The 16,155-nt window shown below is 69.4% G+C and carries 6 protein-coding genes; all 6 read right to left on the minus strand.

Annotated features, from left to right (window positions below; genetic code table 11):
- Window positions 1-12: 12 nt before the first annotated feature.
- From H7F35_RS28360 to H7F35_RS28385, 6 genes are read right to left on the minus strand one after another with little or no spacing between them, the layout of a single operon-like run.
- Window positions 13-1,221: a polysaccharide biosynthesis/export family protein gene (locus H7F35_RS28360; protein WP_187114439.1), complete on the minus strand. Its 1,209-nt coding sequence runs from the start codon at window positions 1,219-1,221 to the stop codon at window positions 13-15.
- A 41-nt stretch (window positions 1,222-1,262) separates the two neighbouring features.
- Window positions 1,263-2,189 carry a hypothetical protein gene (locus H7F35_RS28365; protein WP_187109850.1) on the minus strand — a complete coding sequence of 309 codons (927 nt, stop codon included), beginning with the start codon at window positions 2,187-2,189 and terminating at the stop codon, window positions 1,263-1,265.
- The gene (locus tag H7F35_RS28370; protein WP_187109851.1) at window positions 2,182-3,000 is read right to left on the minus strand and encodes a serine aminopeptidase domain-containing protein; all 819 of its coding nucleotides are present in this window, start codon (window positions 2,998-3,000) and stop codon (window positions 2,182-2,184) included. Before H7F35_RS28370 ends, H7F35_RS28365 begins: the two co-directional genes overlap by 8 nt.
- Window positions 2,997-3,710: a 4'-phosphopantetheinyl transferase family protein gene (locus tag H7F35_RS28375; protein ID WP_187109852.1), complete on the minus strand. Its 714-nt coding sequence runs from the start codon at window positions 3,708-3,710 to the stop codon at window positions 2,997-2,999. The genes H7F35_RS28370 and H7F35_RS28375 overlap by 4 nt, the downstream gene beginning before the upstream one ends.
- Window positions 3,711-3,716: 6 nt before the next feature.
- Complete coding sequence (locus H7F35_RS28380; RefSeq protein ID WP_187109853.1) at window positions 3,717-8,741, minus strand: non-ribosomal peptide synthetase; 5,025 nt, start codon at window positions 8,739-8,741, stop codon at window positions 3,717-3,719.
- Entirely contained in the window at window positions 8,738-16,006 is a 7,269-nt protein-coding gene (locus H7F35_RS28385; protein ID WP_187109854.1) for a polyketide synthase, read from the minus strand. The genes H7F35_RS28380 and H7F35_RS28385 overlap by 4 nt, the downstream gene beginning before the upstream one ends.
- Between the last annotated feature and the right edge of the window lie 149 nt (window positions 16,007-16,155).

The following is a 16,155-nucleotide window of genomic DNA, read 5'->3' on the forward strand; positions in this document are numbered from 1 at the left end:
GGGGTCGGGCACTCACCGCCGGGCGGTGTCGCGGCTGAGGTTGACGACCTGGGCCGCCGGAAGAATCAGGCTGACGACGCGGTTCCACGTCACCAGCGGCACGTGGTCCACGTAGACGACGTCGCGCGGCTGCAGCTCGAAGCGATCGGCCAGCGCCAGCGCCACCGGGTTCTTCGCGTTGAGGTTGAAGATCAGCTGCGTGTCCAGGTCGTCGGGTGCGTTGCGCACCACGTAGATCTGGCCGGGGTCCGACGACAGCAGGTCGGGCCCGCCCGCGTCACCCAGCGCTTCGTTCAGGCTGAGCCGGCCGTTGCGCATCTGCAGCGCGGACGGCGCCCTGACTTCGCCCATCACGTAGACCCGGCTGTCCTCGCGGGTGCCGACGTTCACGATGTCGCCGTTCTGCAGCGGAATGCGGTTGCCGTCGGCGCCGAAGCTCTGCAGCAGCGGCAGGTCGATCACCGTCGTGCGGTTGCCGCGCGTCAGCGTCACGCGGGAGCGGTCGCCGATCTGGGTGAAGCTGCCGGCCCGGCTGATGGCCTCCGACAGCGTCATCGGGATGTCGGTGAAGATCTGCAGGCCCGGTGTGCGGACTTCGCCCTGCACATAGGCGCGCTGGCTGCGGAACGACTGGATGCGCACCGTGACCTGCGGCTCCTTGATGAAGGCCTTGATGCGCCGCGCAATCAGCTCCGACGCGCCGCTTTCGGTCAGCCCCTGCAGCTTGGTGCGCCCGATATACGGAAAGCTGATCTCGCCGTTCGCGCCGACGATGAAGCCCGGCGCCACGCTGACGCCGGTCGGGTCGGTCTGCTGCGCGATGACCGCGCCGGCATTCGGCAGCAGTTCGGGATGGTCGTACACGATGATGCCGACCACGTCCCCCGGCCCGATGGTGTAGACCGGCGGCGCGGCAAACAGGCGCTGCACGTCTTCGGGCACCGTCTTGGGCCGCTGCGCGATCTGCGCGCGGATCAGGTCGGGCGTGATGGAGATGATCTTTCCGCCGTCGCCACCCGTGGATGGCGTTGCACCCGCGTTGCCCGATGCGCCGTTGTTGAAGTTCAGCGGCCCCGGTGTCCCGAAACCCGGCGCACAGCCGCACAGGCCGAGCGACAGCAGCATCGCCAGGGCCAGCCACCGGAAACGGTGCTCGGCCAGGGCAAGGGTGGAGAGCGTGCGCGTGCCGCGTGACGGCTTCGCTGGATCGATGCGTTGCATGGAAATCTCCTTGACGGCCGGGAACCGGTACTGGCGGGGGGTCATGGCGCGGCCCAGGTGGTGGGCATGGCGCGCCCGGCACCGGCGAGCGGGCGGCTCTGGCTTCGCCGCTCCGTGCTGGTGCCGAAACAGCGGTCGGTGACCCAGTCGCCGACGGACTGGAGGAACAACTGCTGTCCCTTCGCCGTGCAGACGGTGTGGTCCACCTCCCGCATGAATTCGTAGTGCAGCGACTGCGCAAAGGCTTCGTTCCGGAACGGGCCGAGCTGGTCGCGGTCACGGTCGCAGACATGCAGCGAGCCGGAATACAGCATCTGCATCGCCACCTTGCGCTCTGCAAGCTGCGCCATGGTGGTGGCGAACCACGCGGCGGTGACCGCGGGCGATATGGATTCGGTGAAGAAGCCCGGCAGCGGCCTGGCCGCCTGCGTGCGCAGCAGATGGCGCTTGAACCAGCGCACGGCCTTGCCCGCGAACGACGGATGCACGGGCGCGGCCAGCGCGCGGCGCACCGTGCGCTCCCAGCGCACGCGCCGCTGCGGAAAGGCAAAGCCGTCGAACATCGAGATGCCGATGACGCGCGCATCCGCCGCGGCGGTCGACATGGCGTGCTCCGCACCCGAACACATGCCGACGATCACGAACTGCCGGATGCCCAGCGTGGCTTCCATCAGGTCCATGCCGGCCTGCAGGTCGTGCACCGCGCGGGTTTGCAGGTCGGGCGCGTTGTCGAGCGCATCGCTGTCGCCCACGCCGCCCAGGTCCAGCCGCAGGCTGCTCACGCCGCGCGCGGCCAAGGCATGCGCCAGCTTGACGTTGATGCGGCGCGGTCCCACGCGATGGTTGGCGCCCATATTGAGCATCAGGCAGGCGACCGGGGCGGGCGCGTGCCGCGCGGGGGTGGTAACCATGCCCACCAGCGAGCCGCCGCGGCCGAAGCGGACCGGGCTTTGCGTCATGTCATTCATGGAGAGCCCCTTGCAGACGGTTGAGCGCATCGGACGGAACCATGGCGCTGTTGGGATACGGGTCGGAGGTCCAGTCCAGCCTGTGCTTGAAATAGGCCAGCCGCACCGGCATGTGGCGCGACTGCTGGCTCGCGGCCCACTGCGCGGTGTGCTCGTCTTCGGGCGGTGCCAGCACCAGCGTGTCGTGCAGCGCCGTGAGCGGCAGCGCGTCGGGCGTGAGGGCCGCGAGTTGCGCGCGCAACGCGGGCGACAGCGATGCGCCCAGCGCTTCTTCGGGCAACGCGGCAGGTTCGCTTTCGAGGCTGCGGCGCCATGCGGTGTCGGGAATGCAGAACGAGGCATCGACCGCCGCCACGTGCTGCTCGCGCAGAAAGCGCGCATAGCGCCGGCCGTCGATCACCGGCTCCCACAGCACCAGCCGCACCGGGTCGCAGCGCCCGTTGCGTGCGGCCAGCACCGCGAGCGTGGCGCCCAGGCGCGCACCGATCCACACGATGCGCGCGTGAGGCGCACGCCGGCGCAGCTCTTCGTGCGCGGAGCACAGGTCGCGGCGCCAGCCGTCGAACTCGCCCTGGCTTTCGTCGCCGGGCGAATCGCCCGAGCCGTAGAAATCGAAGCGCAGCGTGGCAATGCCGCTGCGCGCCAGGCGCTCGGCCAGCACCTTGAAGAAGCGGTGGGTGCGCAGGCCTTCCGGGCCGAAGGGCGGGCAGACCAGCACGGCGGTGTCGCCGTCCTGCGCCTGCTCGGCGGGATGGAACAGCCCGAAGACCTGGCGCGATGCCGGCCCGAACATGAGCGCGAGCGGGTTCATGCGCAGGCCTCCGTCAGGGAGCGCGGTGCGGTGGCGCGGATGTTCGTCTCGCGCCACTCCGCGAGCGACCCCACGCTGTCCATGCGGGAAGGCGCCGGGCCCAGAACCAGCCACAGGATACGGCCGGCCATCGGCAGCTCGATGCTGCGGCAGTCCGGCGTAATGCCCACTTCGAAGCTGTCCGATGGCACCAGCAGGCCCACGCCGATGGCTTTCAGGCAGGCCTCCTTGCGGGTCCAGCAGGTCAGAAAGGCCTGGTCGCGTTCGCGCGCGGGCAGGGCAGCCAGTGCCTCGTTCTCGCGCGGCGTGAAGTGCCGCGCGGCGAGCGCCGGCGCATCGGGCACCGCGCGCAACTGCTCAACGTCCGCGCCCAGCGGCCCGCGCCCGCCGATGGCGATCAGCGCCAGCGAGCGGCTGTGGCTCATCGAAAAGCGGGTGCGCGGGCAGCCCGACAGCGAGGGCTTGCCGAAGGCGCCGGTGGCGAAATGCAGGGCCTCGGCCCGCAGGCCCGCATGCTCGGCCAGCGCCTGGCGCAGCGCGATGTGCGAGGCCACGAACCGCTGCCGGTCGGCGGCAAAGCGGAAGGCGGCGGCACGCGCCCGCTCTTCGTCCGACAGGATCTGCGCCGGCAGCAGGTCGGTGAAGCTGTCCAGGTCGACATACCGGCACACCGGTGCGTCGATGGAAAGGGCGGATGCGAGGTGTCCCATGATCGATCACCCCTTGCGCAGCCAGCCGCCGAAGGCACGCCCCAGCAGGCCGCTGCCGTGGCTGCCGCGTGCCGCGGCCGCAGCGCCATCGAGCGGCAGGCCCTGCAGTTCCGACGGCATGCTGTCGGGCCCCGTGCTGCGCGGCGAGGCGCCGATCTGGCCCAGGTTCTCGAACAGATAGCGGCGCGGCTCCACGCGGTAGCCGAGCAGCAATTCGGTCTGCTGCACGGCGCGCAGCACCAGCAGCGAATCGCCGCCGAGGTCGAAGAAGTTGTCGTTCGCGCGGATGTCGTTGACGTCGATGCCGATCACACCGGCCCAGATCTGCGCGAGCTGCGCATGCGCCGGGTTCAGCAGGCTCTGCTGCGGCTTTTTCGCGCCCGGCACTGCGGTGGCTGCGTGCGCTGTATCGACCGCCGCGAGCTTTTGCAGGTAGGCCGCGCTGGTGGAGCCCTCGGCGCTGGCGATGTAATCGAGCGTCGCCTCGGGCCGGTCGGCAACCCGGCGCAGCAGTTCGAGATAACGCTCGCGCAACTGTGCCCCGGTCTCGCGCAGGTACACGTCGGCGTTGTAGATCAGCGCGCCTTCGAGCCCGTGCGACTTGTCCATCAGCCACACGCCGATGTCGTCGGTGGCGCCGCGCTGCATCAGGTGCATCTGCCGGGTCTGCAGGCTGCCGATGCGGCGCGAGCGGTCGCGCGCGTCCTGGAACGAGAACATCGACTGGTAGGGCCCGGAAGTGCGCATCTGAGCGCCAAGGCCCGTCTCGGCCGTCAGGCGCTCGAAGGGCACCTGCTGGTAGTTCATGAGCGTGAGCAGTTCCTGCTTCACGTAGCCCATGAACTCGGGCAGCGTCTGGCGCAGGTCGATGCGCAGCGACACCGGCAGCACGTTGTTGAAGACGCCCATCACGTCCTCGGTCTCGGGCTGCTGGCGGCCGCGCACCGGGTTGGCGATGACGATGACATCGGAGCCGATGACGCGTGCCATCGTCAGCGCGTAGATGCCGAAGGTCAGCATGCTGAGCGTCACGTCCATGCCGCGCGCCACTTCGCGCAGATGCTGCGTGGTCGCCAGGTCGATGCTGATCCACTGGGTGCCGCCCTGGCCGCTCTTGCCCGCGCGGCGGGGCATGTCGGTGCTGGGAAGGCGGGGCAGCGGTGCCTGCGCGAAACGCCGGCGCCAGAAGTCGAGCTGTTCCTGGAAGGTCGGCTCTTCCATCCATTGCGCCAGCCACTCGGCGTAGTCGCCGTGCGTGGTGGCGAGCGCGGGCAGCGCATGCGGACGGCCGCGTTCCGATGCGTCGTAGATCGCCGACAGCTCGCGCTGCAGCAGGTCGAAAGACCAGCCATCCCAGATCAGGTGATGCGGCACGAAGACGAAGGCGTGGTCCTTGTCGTCGAGCTGGAACAGGGCTGCATGCGCCATCGGCGCGCGATGGATGTCGATGGGCCGGTCGGCCAGTTCCTGCATGCGCTCGGCCAGCTCGGCTTCGCGCTGGTCTGCCGGCATGCCGCGCAGATCGATCACAGGCAATGCAAATTCCACAGACTGCGTGATGGACTGGACAAGCTGGCCGCTGCGCGAATCGACACCCATGTGCGTGCGCAGCGCGGGCTGGCGGCGAATGATTTCCTGCACCGCCGCCTCGAAGCGCCGGGCATCGAGATCCCCGAGCAGCCGCTGCGCCGAGGGCGCGTTGTAGACCGAGCGGCCGGGGTGCAGCTCTTCCATGAAGCGGATGCGCTCCTGCGACGGCGTCATCGGCGCCGACGCGCGATCGGGTGTGCAGGCCAGCGGCGCCTGCACGCCGACGCCCGCACCCTGCAGCCCTTCGATGGCGGCGGCCAGCCGTTCGGCGGTGGGTGCCTCGAACAGCGTGCGCAGCGGCAGCGTCACCTGGAACTCGCGGCTGAGCAGCGTGGCCAGGCGTGCAGCCAGCAGCGAATGGCCGCCCATGGTGAAGAAATCGTCCTGCATGTCCAGGCCCGGCAGGCTCAGCACCTGCTCCATGGCGGCGAGTACCTTGCGCTCGCTGTCGTTGCGCGGACCCGCGCCGCGCTGCACTTCGTCGCGCGGCAGGGCCTGCGGTGCGGGCAACGAAACGCGGTCGAGCTTGCCGTTGGGCAGCGTGGGCAGCGCCTTGAGCGTCACCACGTGCTGCGGCAGCATGAAGGCAGGCAGGCGCTCGCGCAGATGCAGCATGAGCGCATCGAGGTCGAAATCGACACCGGGCACCAGCGCAAGGTAGGCCACCAGCCGCACGTCGCCGGGGTGGTCTTCGCGCGCCACCACCACGCTGCGCGACACGCCCGCGACTTCGTTGCAGCGGGCCTCGATCTCGCCGGGCTCGATGCGGTAGCCGCGCACCTTCACCTGGAAGTCGAGCCGGCCCAGGTGTTCAAGCAGCCCGTCGTTGCGCCAGCGGCCACGGTCGCCGGTGCGGTACATCGCCCTTGCGGCACCGAGCACGCGGGCCGTGACGAAGCGCTCGGCCGTGAGTTCGGGCCGCTCGAGGTAGCCCAGCGTGACGCCGTCGCCGCCGATGCAGATTTCGCCCGGCACGCCGATGGGGCAGGGCTGCAGCTCGTCGTCGAGCACCCAGACTTCGGTGTTGTCGATGGGCCGGCCGATCGACACGCCGCGCGAAGCGACCACATCGCGCTGCATGTTCCAGGCGGTGGACCACACGGTGGTCTCGGTCGGGCCGTACACATTCCACAGTTGCTCGCAGCGGTCGAGCAGTTCGAGCGCCAGGCGCGAGCGCACCGGCTCGCCGCCGATCCAGGCCCTGAAGCCCGGGGCGCCCGGCCACTGGGCGTCGAGCAATAGTTGCCACATGCCGGGCGTGGCCTGCAGGATGGTGACCTGCTCTTCTTCGAGCAGGGCGCGCAGGCGGTTGCCGTCCATCGCGGTGTCGCGCTGCACCATCACGATCTCGGCGCCGGCGGCCAGCGGCAGCAGCAGCTCGGCCACCGCAATGTCGAAGGACAGCGTGGTCACCGCCGCGAGCCGGTCGCCCGCGCCGATGCCGGGTTCCCGCTGCATCGACTGGATCAGGTTGGCCACCGCGCGGTGCGGCACGCACACGCCCTTGGGCCGGCCGGTGGAGCCGGAGGTGTAGATCACGTAGGCCGCGTCTTCGGGTTCCGCGTCGTCACCGGAGGGCGGCAGCGCGTCGGGACTGGCCTGGTGCCAGTCGGTGTCGCGGTCGATCTCGAACAGGTGCGCGCTGGCATCGACGCGCCAGTTGCGCGGTGCAGCCACGATGTCCGACGAGGTCAGCAGCAGGCCGAGGCGGGCGTCTTCTGCGTAGTGGTCGAGCCGCGCCTGCGGAAAGGCGGGGTCTAGCGGCACATAGGCGGCGCCCGACTTCAGCACGGCCAGCAGCGCGACGACCATGTCGATGCCGCGCTCCAGGCACAGGCCGACGCGCTGGCCCCGGCCGATGCCGCGTTCGCGCAGTGCATGGGCCAGCCGGTTGGATTGGGCATCAAGCTCTTCGTAGCTGTGGCTTCGCGCGCCGTCGCGGATCGCGGGATGCCTGGGTTGCCGCAAGGCGCGCGCCACGAAGCCGGCGTGGGCAAAGGGTTCGCCCACAAGGTCCGTGGGCCGTGGCTGCAGGGCGAGCAGCGCATCGGTGGAGTCGGGCGACAGCACTTCGAGCCGGCCGATCGCTTCGGCGGGGCTGCGTGCGGCCGAGCGCAGCACACACTCGAACATGTCGAGCCAGCGCTGCACGCTGGTCTCGTCGAACAGGTCGGTGTTGTATTGCGCTTCGACCACGAGGCCACCGTCGAAGGGCCTCAGGTTCAGGAAGAGCTCGAAGTTCTCGTACTGGCGCCCCACGGTGTCCTGCGTGACTTCGAGGCCGATGAAGCTCTGCGCGCCGACCGCGACGTCGGGGTCGACGTTGAACATCACGCTCACCAAGGGCTGCCGGCTGGCGTCACGCTGCAGCGAGAGCTTCCCCAGCAGCGCGCCGTAGGTCAGCGACTGGTGCTCGAAGGCATCAAGCACAGCGGTGCTGCATTCGCCCATCAGCGCATCGAAGCGCAGTTGTGCATGCGCGGTCACGCGCAGCGGCAGCAGGTTGACGCAGTGGCCGACGAGGCCGGGCATGTCGCGCGCCAACTGGCCGGACGCAGGGATGCCGACCACGATGTCGTCATGCCCGGTGAGCCGGTGCAGCGTGGCCACGAAGCCGCAGAACAGGCCGACGAACAGGCTGGCGCCGGTTCGGGCGCTCATCGAACGCAGGCTGCTCACGAGGCGCCGGTCGAGCAGCCGCTCGGTGCGGCGCGAGGCGAAGGTGCGCACCGCCGGGCGCGGGTGGTCCAGCGGCAGGTCGAGCACGGGCAGCGAACCGCCGGCGAAACGCTCCAGCCAGTAGTCCACATGCAGTTGCATGTCGGGCTGCGCGGCCTCTGCGGCTTCTTCGGCGGCAAAGTCCGCGAAGGAAGGCGCCGCCTTGAGCCGCAGTCCGTTGCCGGTCTGTTCGGCATAAAGATGGCCGAGCTGCTCGGTGATGACCGCCCAGGACCATCCGTCGCAGACCACGTGGTGCGCCGACATGACGAGTTCGTGCGCGTTGTCGTCGAGCCGGAACAGCACCGCCCGGAACAGCGGGCCGCGCTCCAGCGAGAACGGCGTGCTCACCGCCGCGTTGCGCGCCGCTTCCAGCGCCTGCGTGCGGGCTTGCGGGGCGAGCGCGCCCAGGTCTTTCAGAGCCAGCGGGTCTGCTTCAGGCTGGCCGACCAGCATGCAACTGCCGTCTGGCGCAATGGTGGAACGCAGCGACTGGTGCCGCTCGACCAGCCGCGCCACGGCCCGTGCCATCGCGCGCCTGTCCAGCGGGCCGTGCAGGCGCAACAGCACCGATTCGTTGTAGGCCAGCGAAGCATCGGCGCTCAGCATGGCGCCGAGCCAGACCTCGCGCTGCGATTCGGTGGTCGGGATCACGCATTCGATGAACCCGCCGGCGGCGGGGCCCGTTCCGATGTCGGCGACGGGGCGAAGAACGGCGTTCATGCGGCGGCCTTTCCATTCACGAGGTGGGCGGATGCCTGGGTGTCGGGCACGTACCAGAAGGGCTGGCCGTCGACGTCGCGCGCCAGCACCGAGCCTTCCTGCGAGGGCTTGCGTACATCGAAGCCGGTCACGACCGCCGCGCGGCGCGGCAGGAAGCCGGACTCCTGCATCTCGGCCACCGACTCCTTGAAGGCGCGCTGGATCGTGGCGATGTCTTCCTGGCTGTGCGCGCTCGTCAGGAAGCAGGGGAAGTTGTCCAGGATGTGCACGCCGCGGCTGCGCATCATGGCGAACAGCAGGTCTTGCAGCGGATGGTCTTCAAGCCAGCTCACGCGCCACAGCGAGGCGATGTGGCGGATCGCGATGGGCGCGCCAACCGCGACGCACCAGGCCGTGAGTTCGTCGGCCATGGCGGCGGTGCTCGCGCTCAGGCCGGTCTGCAGCGTGGGGCCGGCTTCTTTCAGATGCGTGAGCGAAGCCCTGGCAGCGGCCAGCGCGAGCGGATGCCGCACGAAGGTGCCGGCGAAGTAGGTGACGCCGACACCGGGGATCGAGTCGTCGCCGTACTGCCAGCCTCCACCGTCGAGCGCGTCCATGTAGGCGCGCTTGCCGGCAATCACGCCGACCGGAAAGCCGCCGCCGATCACCTTGCCGTAGGTGGCAAGGTCGGCACGCACGCCGAACAGTTCCTGCGCACCGCCCAGCGCCACGCGAAAGCCGGTGATGACCTCGTCGAAGATCAGGCACACGCCGTTTTGCTCGGTGATCGCGCGCACTTCCTGCAAAAACTCGCGCGGCTGGAAGTCGGGGCGGCGGCTTTGCACCGGCTCGGCCAGCACGGCGGCCAGGTCGTCGGCGTTCTCGCGGATGAAGGCCAGCGCCTCGGGCGTGCCGTAGTCCAGCACGCGGATGTCGCCGAACATGCCGCTCATCACGCCGGGCGCGGCCGAGATGCCCTTGGCGCCCTTGCCGGCGCGCACCAGCACTTCGTCGAAGGTGCCGTGGTAGGAGCCGGTGAACACGACCACGGTGCTGCGGCCGGTGACGGTGCGGGCGATGCGCAGCGCCGCCATCACGGCTTCGGAGCCGGTGTTGCACAGGCCGGCGCGATCGCTGCCGGTGAGTTCGCAGATCAGGCGCGTGACATCGGCGGCCAGCGGATGCTGCGGCCCGATTTCGTAGCCAGCGTCGAGCTGCTGGCGCACGGCCTCCTGCACGAAATCGGGCTGCCAGCCGAACATGTTCATGCCGAAGCCGTTGAGCGCATCGACGTATTCATTGCCGTCGATGTCCCAGAGCCTGGAGCCCTTGGAGCGTTCGATGACGATCTGGTAGGTGATCTCCTTCGTCACCGGGCGAAAGCCATTGACCACGCGCGGGTCGGCCATGTGGGCGCGGTTCGCCTCGGTGAATTCCTTGCTCTTGCGGGTGCGTTCCACATAGCGTCGCAGGAAGGCCGCGAGCCGGGCCTTCTGGCGGCCGCTGGGCTCGGTGGTGCGCTGGGTGTGGATGCGGGCGATGGCGCCGAATGCCTTGGCGACGTCATAGCGCAGCGGTTCCTTCGCTGCCTCTGGCTCGGAAACTGGCGATGTGGCGGGCGTAGCGACGGCCAGCATCTGTGTTGCCTGCGAGGGCACGAAGGGCGCGGCCGTCACCGTGCCCGACAGCAGCGCCAGGTGTTGGCGCATCAATTCCATTTGCTGCGCAATCAATTGGGGAAGCTGCGTGCCGTTCAGATCGCCGGCTTGCAGCGGCCGCAACTGTTGCACCGGGTAGGGGACGGGTTGAAGCGGCTGGCTGGCCAGCACGGCTTCCACCGGCTCGGCCACGGGCACCGCTTCGGGTGGCAGGCTCTCGCGCAGGAAGGCTGCAAGGGTGTCGAAGCTGCGGTAGTTCTCCATCAACTGCCTGAAGCTCAGGTTCACCTTGAAGCGCTTCTTGATCTGCGTGGCCGCCTGCGTCAGCGTGAGCGAATCCAGTCCGAGTTCGGCGAAGAGTGCGTGCCCCTCGGCCTGGGCCATGTCGATGCCGGAGATGTCCTCGAACAGGGTGCGCAGCCGCGCATCCATGGAAGGGGTCGACGAGGCGGGAGAAGAAGGCGGAAGAGGCGAGGGCGCTGCAGCTGTCACGATCGGCTCCAGTGGAATTGAGGGGACGGAAAGGGCGGGCGAGGTCGGCAAGGCGGCCGGACGGGTTGCGATGTCGATCCAGAAGCGCTTGCGCTCGAAGGGATAGGTGGGCAGGCACACGCGCTGCGCGCCGGCATGAGCGGCAAGGCGCGAGAGTTCGATCTCGGCGCCGCATGACCAGAGCCTTGCGAATGCCAGCCGCAGCGTGCGGGCTTCGTCGGCCGGCTCGCCGTGCAGCAGGGGCACGGCTGCGTTGGCGCCGTGCTGGCGCACCAGCGTCGAGAGCGTGTTGCGCGGACCGGCCTCCACGAAGACGGGATGGGCCATGTGCGCCATCGCGCTGCGCACCGCCGGCGAAAAATGCACGGTGTCGCGCAGGTGGCGGGCCCAGTAGGCGGCGCTGGTCGCTTCTTCTGCTTCGAGCAGTCGGCCCGTGAGCGTCGAGAAGATCGGGATGAGCGGCGCATGCAGCGCGACCTGGCTCACCAGTGCCTCGAAGGGCGCGACGGCCGCGTCCATCATCGAAGAGTGAAAGGCGTGCGAGGTCTGCAGCGGCCGGTTGGCAATGCCTTCTGCGTCCAGCGTTGCCTGCAGGGCTGCGATGGCCTCGAAGGGGCCGGCGGCGACGCAGGCGGTGGGGCCGTTTTCCGCCGCGAGCGACAGCGACGGGCCGAGCCGCGACAACAGGTCGGCGACACCGAGCCGCACCGACAGCATCGCGCCGGCCGGCTGCGCCTGCATCAGCGCGCCACGGCGGGCCACGAGCCGGGCTGCGTCTTCGAGCCGCATCACGCCCGCCAGCACCGCCGCGACGAACTCGCCCACGCTGTGGCCGATCAGCGCCTGCGGCCGCGCACCCATTGCAAGGAGCCGCTGCGCCAGCGCGTATTCGAGCGTGAAGATGGCGGGTTGCGTGATGGCGGTGGGCGCGAGCGATTGCGCGTCGACGCTGAACATCTGCGCGCGCAGGTCGAAGTCCATGGCGCCGTCGAAGGCGCGCAGGCCATCGTCGAACGCTGCCGCGAACACCGGATCGTGCGCATGCAGGTTCTTGCCCATGCCCGCGTACTGCGCACCCTGGCCCGGGAACATCAACACGAGTTGCGGGGCACGCGAAGCGATGCTGCCGCTGGTGCGCCACGGGGAGGCTTCGTCGCGCAAGGCCGCGATGGCTTCGGCGGCATCGCCGGCCACCACGGCGCGACGGAAGGCGTGGACCTTGCGGCCGACGCTCAATGTGTACGCGGCATCGGGCAGCGACAGCTCCGGGTGCGTTTCGAGGTGCGCCGCGAGCCGTTCGGTCGCCACGGCCAGCGCGGCTTCGGAACGGGCGGACAGCGGCAGCACCTGATAGCCCGCCACGGTCGCCGGGGCCGGCCGCAGCGGTGCCTCTTCGACCACCACATGCGCGTTGGTGCCGCCGACGCCGAAGGAGCTGACGCCCGCACGGCGCGGCACATCGGCGCGCGGCCAGGGCTGCAGCACGTTGCTCACGCGAAACGGCGTGCGCGCGAAGTCGATCACCGGATTCGGCGCGTTGAAATGCACCGTCGGCGGAATCAGTCCGTGGTGCAGCGACAGCGCGGTCTTGATGAGCCCGGCCGCGCCCGCAGCCGTGACCATGTGGCCCACGTTGCTCTTGAGCGAGCCGAGCGTGCAGAAGTCCAGCGCATCGGTGTGTTCGGCAAAGGCCACGGCCAGCGCCTCGACCTCGATCGGATCGCCCATCGGCGTGGCCGTGCCATGCGCCTCCACATACGAGATGCTGCGGGCGTCGACATTCGCCGCCGCCAGCGCGGCACGGATCACCGCCGCCTGTCCGTCGACGCTGGGCGCCGTGAAGCTGGCCTTGGCGCCGCCGTCGTTGTTGACGCAGGCGCTGCGCAGCACCGCGTAGATGGTGTCGCCATCGGCCTGCGCGTCCGCCAGCCGCTTCAGCAGCACGACCGCCGCACCGTCGCTGAAGACGGTGCCCTGGGCCTTCGCATCGAAGCTGCGCGTGTGCCCGTCGGGCGACAGCATCGAGCCCTCGTTGTAGAGGTAGCCGCTGCGCGGCGGGCAGGTGACCGAGGCGCCACCCGCGAGTGCCATGTAGCACTGGCCGGTGCGCAGCGCATGGAAGGCCTGCGCCACGGCCACCAGCGAGGTCGAACAGGCGGTGTGCACGCTGACGGCCGGGCCCGTGAGGTTGAGCCGGTTGGCCACGCGGGTGGTGATGTAGTCCTTCTCGTTGGCCAGCATCACCTGGAACTCGCCGACCGCTTCCACCAGATCGGGCCGCGTGGCGACGTGGCGCTGGAAGTAGCTGGCGTTGTACATGCCCGCGTACACGCCCACCGGGCCGGGTGCGGCGTCGGGCACATAGCCTGCGCGCTCCATGCATTCCCAGCAGATTTCCAGAAAGATGCGCTGCTGCGGGTCCATCAGCGCCGCTTCTTTCGGGCCGATGCCGAAGAAGGCCGCGTCGAAGTCCTCGATGCCGTCGATCACGCCGCGTGCGCGCACATAGGCCGGGTCCGTGCGCAGGGCCTCGCTGATGCCGGCGTCTAGCGTGGCGTCGTCGAAGAAACTGATGGTGTCGCGGCCGGCGACGAGGTTGTCCCAGAACTGTTCGACGTCGGCAGCGCCGGGGAAGCGGCCGGCCGTGGCGATCAGCGCGACGGCATCGAGGGTGTCTGTGGCGGGACGTGCGGTGCTGCTTTGCGTCGCGATGGGTTCTTCGCTGGCTGGATGCAGGCGGGTTGCCATGGCCTGCGGCGTCGGATGGCGAAAGAACAGGTTGGTCGACAGAGGCTGCACGGTGTCGCGCTGCAGCTCGGCCAGCACCTGCAGCACCAACAGCGAGTCGCCGCCGAGATCGAAGAAGTTGTCGTTGCGCCCGACCTTCTGGATGCGGAGCGCGCGGGCGAAGGCTTCGCACACTTGCTGCTCGGCGCCATCGCGCGCTTCCTCGAAGGGCTGGGCCAGGTCGGGGCGCTCGCCGGCGGGCTCGGGCAGGGCATTGCGATCGAGCTTGCCGTTGGGCGTGACCGGAAGCTGCGCCAGCCACACCTGCGCGGAGGGAATCAACGCGGCAGGCAAGCGGGTCGCGAGGTGGGCGCGCAGCGTGTCCCACGGGAGCTTGTGCGACCGGGCGACGAGGTAGGCCACGAGGCGCAGTTGCCCGTCACCATCGGGCCGCGCGACGACGGCGCAGGACTGCACCTCGGGGTGGGCAAGGATGGCCGCTTCAACCTCGCCGGTCTCTATGCGGTGCCCGTGGATCTTCACCTGCCCGTCGCGCCGGCCGATGAACTCGATGGTGCCGTCGGGCAGCCAGCGTGCGAGGTCGCCGGTGCGATAGAGCCGGTCGTCGGGGCCACCGAAGGGATCGGGCACGAAGCGCTCCGCGGTGAGCGCGGGTTGCTGCAGGTAGCCACGGGCCAGCCCATGCCCGCCGATGCACAGCTCGCCCACGAAGCCGGAGGGCAGCAACGCCATCGAAGGGCTCAGCACGCGCAGCACGGTGTCCTTGATCGGACGGCCGAGCGGCACCGAGCGCAGGCGGGCCGGCAGCGCGGACGGAATGCGGTGCGTGGCCGCGAAGGTGGTGCATTCGGTCGGGCCGTAGCCGTTGCTCAGCGCCAGGCCGGGGAGCGCGGCGAGGGCGCGTTGCACATGCGGCACCGACAGGGCTTCGCCACCGGTGATCAGGTGCCGCAGGCCCTTCAGATGTGCCGGGTCGTCGTCGACCACGGCGTTGAAGAGCGCGGCCGTCAGCCAGGCCGTGTGCACGTCGTGCTGCGCGATGGTGTGCGCAAGGCCCGCGCCGGTGGGCACGCGTTCGCCGTGGATCACGCAGCGGCCGCCGTTGAGCAGCGGGCCCCAGATTTCGAGCGTGGCGGCGTCGAAGGCAAGCGGCGCGGCGTGCAGCATCGCGAGGCCGGGGGCGAGCTGCACGTAATCGACACCGACAACAAGGCGAAGGATCGCGCGATGGCAGATCTCGATGCCCTTGGGCGTGCCGGTGGAGCCCGAGGTGTACATGACATAGGCCACCGATTCGCCGGCGATGGCAGGTTCATTCCAAGCACTGCGATCTGTATTGCCGATGCAATCGTCGAACAGCAGAACGGCTTGCGTCGCGGGCACGAGGTGGCGGTGCGGCTGGGTCGTGATCACCTGCCGGGTGCGCGCCTCGCCGAGCATGTAGGCGATCCGCTCGGGCGGGAAATCGGTCGGCACCGGGACGTAAGCTGCACCGGCCTTGAGGATGCCGAGCAGTGCAACTATGGCGGCCATCGAGCGGTCCAGCAGCAGGCCGACGCTGTCGCCCGCGTGCACGCCCGCGTCTTGCAGGCTATGCGCGAGCCGGACGGATTGCTGGTCGAGTTCACCGTAGGTCATGTGCGCGTCGCCCTCGGCGAGCGCGACGGCGTCGGGGGAAGCGGCCGCCTGCCGGCTGAACAGGCCGGTGACGGTGAGCGCGCGGTCTACAGGCGCGGGCGCGGTGGTCCATGCGGTGAGTTGGGCGTCGAGGTCGCCGGCCGGCAGGGTGCGGATGTCGCTCAACGCGGCGTCGGGTCGGGCCAGCAGATCAGCGGCCGTGTCGGCGAGGGCCGCGAGCAGTTGTTCGAGCGCGCCGATGTCCATCAGGCTCGCTGCCGCATCCATATGAAGGCGCAGCGGTGCGTCCGGCGCGGTGCCGCTCAGCCAGAGCCTGACGGGCGCATCGGCATCCACTTCGGCAAGGCCCACGTCATCGCGCAGCCAGAGTGAGGCGGGCACGGCGCCGGCCCGCGGCGTTGCGGATGCGGCACGGCGGCCGGCGTCCAGTTCAGTCAGCCAGGCGCTGGCCGTCTTCGTGGCATCGAACGCGACGGTGATCGTTCCGTGCCTTGCCTCACACAGTGCAGGCCACAGGGTGCCGAGCCAGCGCGACTGCAGCAGCAGCCATGCGCCGGCGAAGAGGGTGTCTGGCAAATGGCTGGTGGCGGCGAGAGCCTGCGCCTGGCATTGCGCGAATTGCGCATCGAGCGTCAGCGAACCGGCGTGCCGGCCCTTTGCTTTTTCCGGGTTGGATCGCGGCACGAAGAGGTCGCCCAGAAGCAAATCCGGAGCGCCGCGGCGTGCTGGCGAAACAGTTTGAATTTCCATGTAAACACCCGGGGAATAAATACATTGGAATTAATTGAATGCGCGAAAATACCGCCCATTCAATTGGCGTTCTGAGGTGGATCTATTCGTTTTTCTTGACTGAATACTAGGAGGTTTGCTACCGGGAATGTGCGGCCTTTAGGCCTAAG

This window comes from Variovorax sp. PAMC26660, from assembly GCF_014302995.1.
Classification (GTDB): Bacteria; Pseudomonadota; Gammaproteobacteria; order Burkholderiales; family Burkholderiaceae_C; genus Variovorax.

Bases quoted from the DNA above. Each gene is read 5' to 3' on its own strand.
- H7F35_RS28360 (WP_187114439.1), bottom strand. From the start codon at position 1,221: ATGCAACGCATCGATCCAGCGAAGCCGTCACGCGGCACGCGCACGCTC.
- H7F35_RS28365 (WP_187109850.1), bottom strand. From the start codon at position 2,189: ATGAATGACATGACGCAAAGCCCGGTCCGCTTCGGCCGCGGCGGCTCG.
- H7F35_RS28370 (WP_187109851.1), bottom strand. From the start codon at position 3,000: ATGAACCCGCTCGCGCTCATGTTCGGGCCGGCATCGCGCCAGGTCTTC.
- H7F35_RS28375 (WP_187109852.1), bottom strand. From the start codon at position 3,710: ATGGGACACCTCGCATCCGCCCTTTCCATCGACGCACCGGTGTGCCGG.
- H7F35_RS28380 (WP_187109853.1), bottom strand. From the start codon at position 8,741: ATGAACGCCGTTCTTCGCCCCGTCGCCGACATCGGAACGGGCCCCGCC.
- H7F35_RS28385 (WP_187109854.1), bottom strand. From the start codon at position 16,006: ATGGAAATTCAAACTGTTTCGCCAGCACGCCGCGGCGCTCCGGATTTG.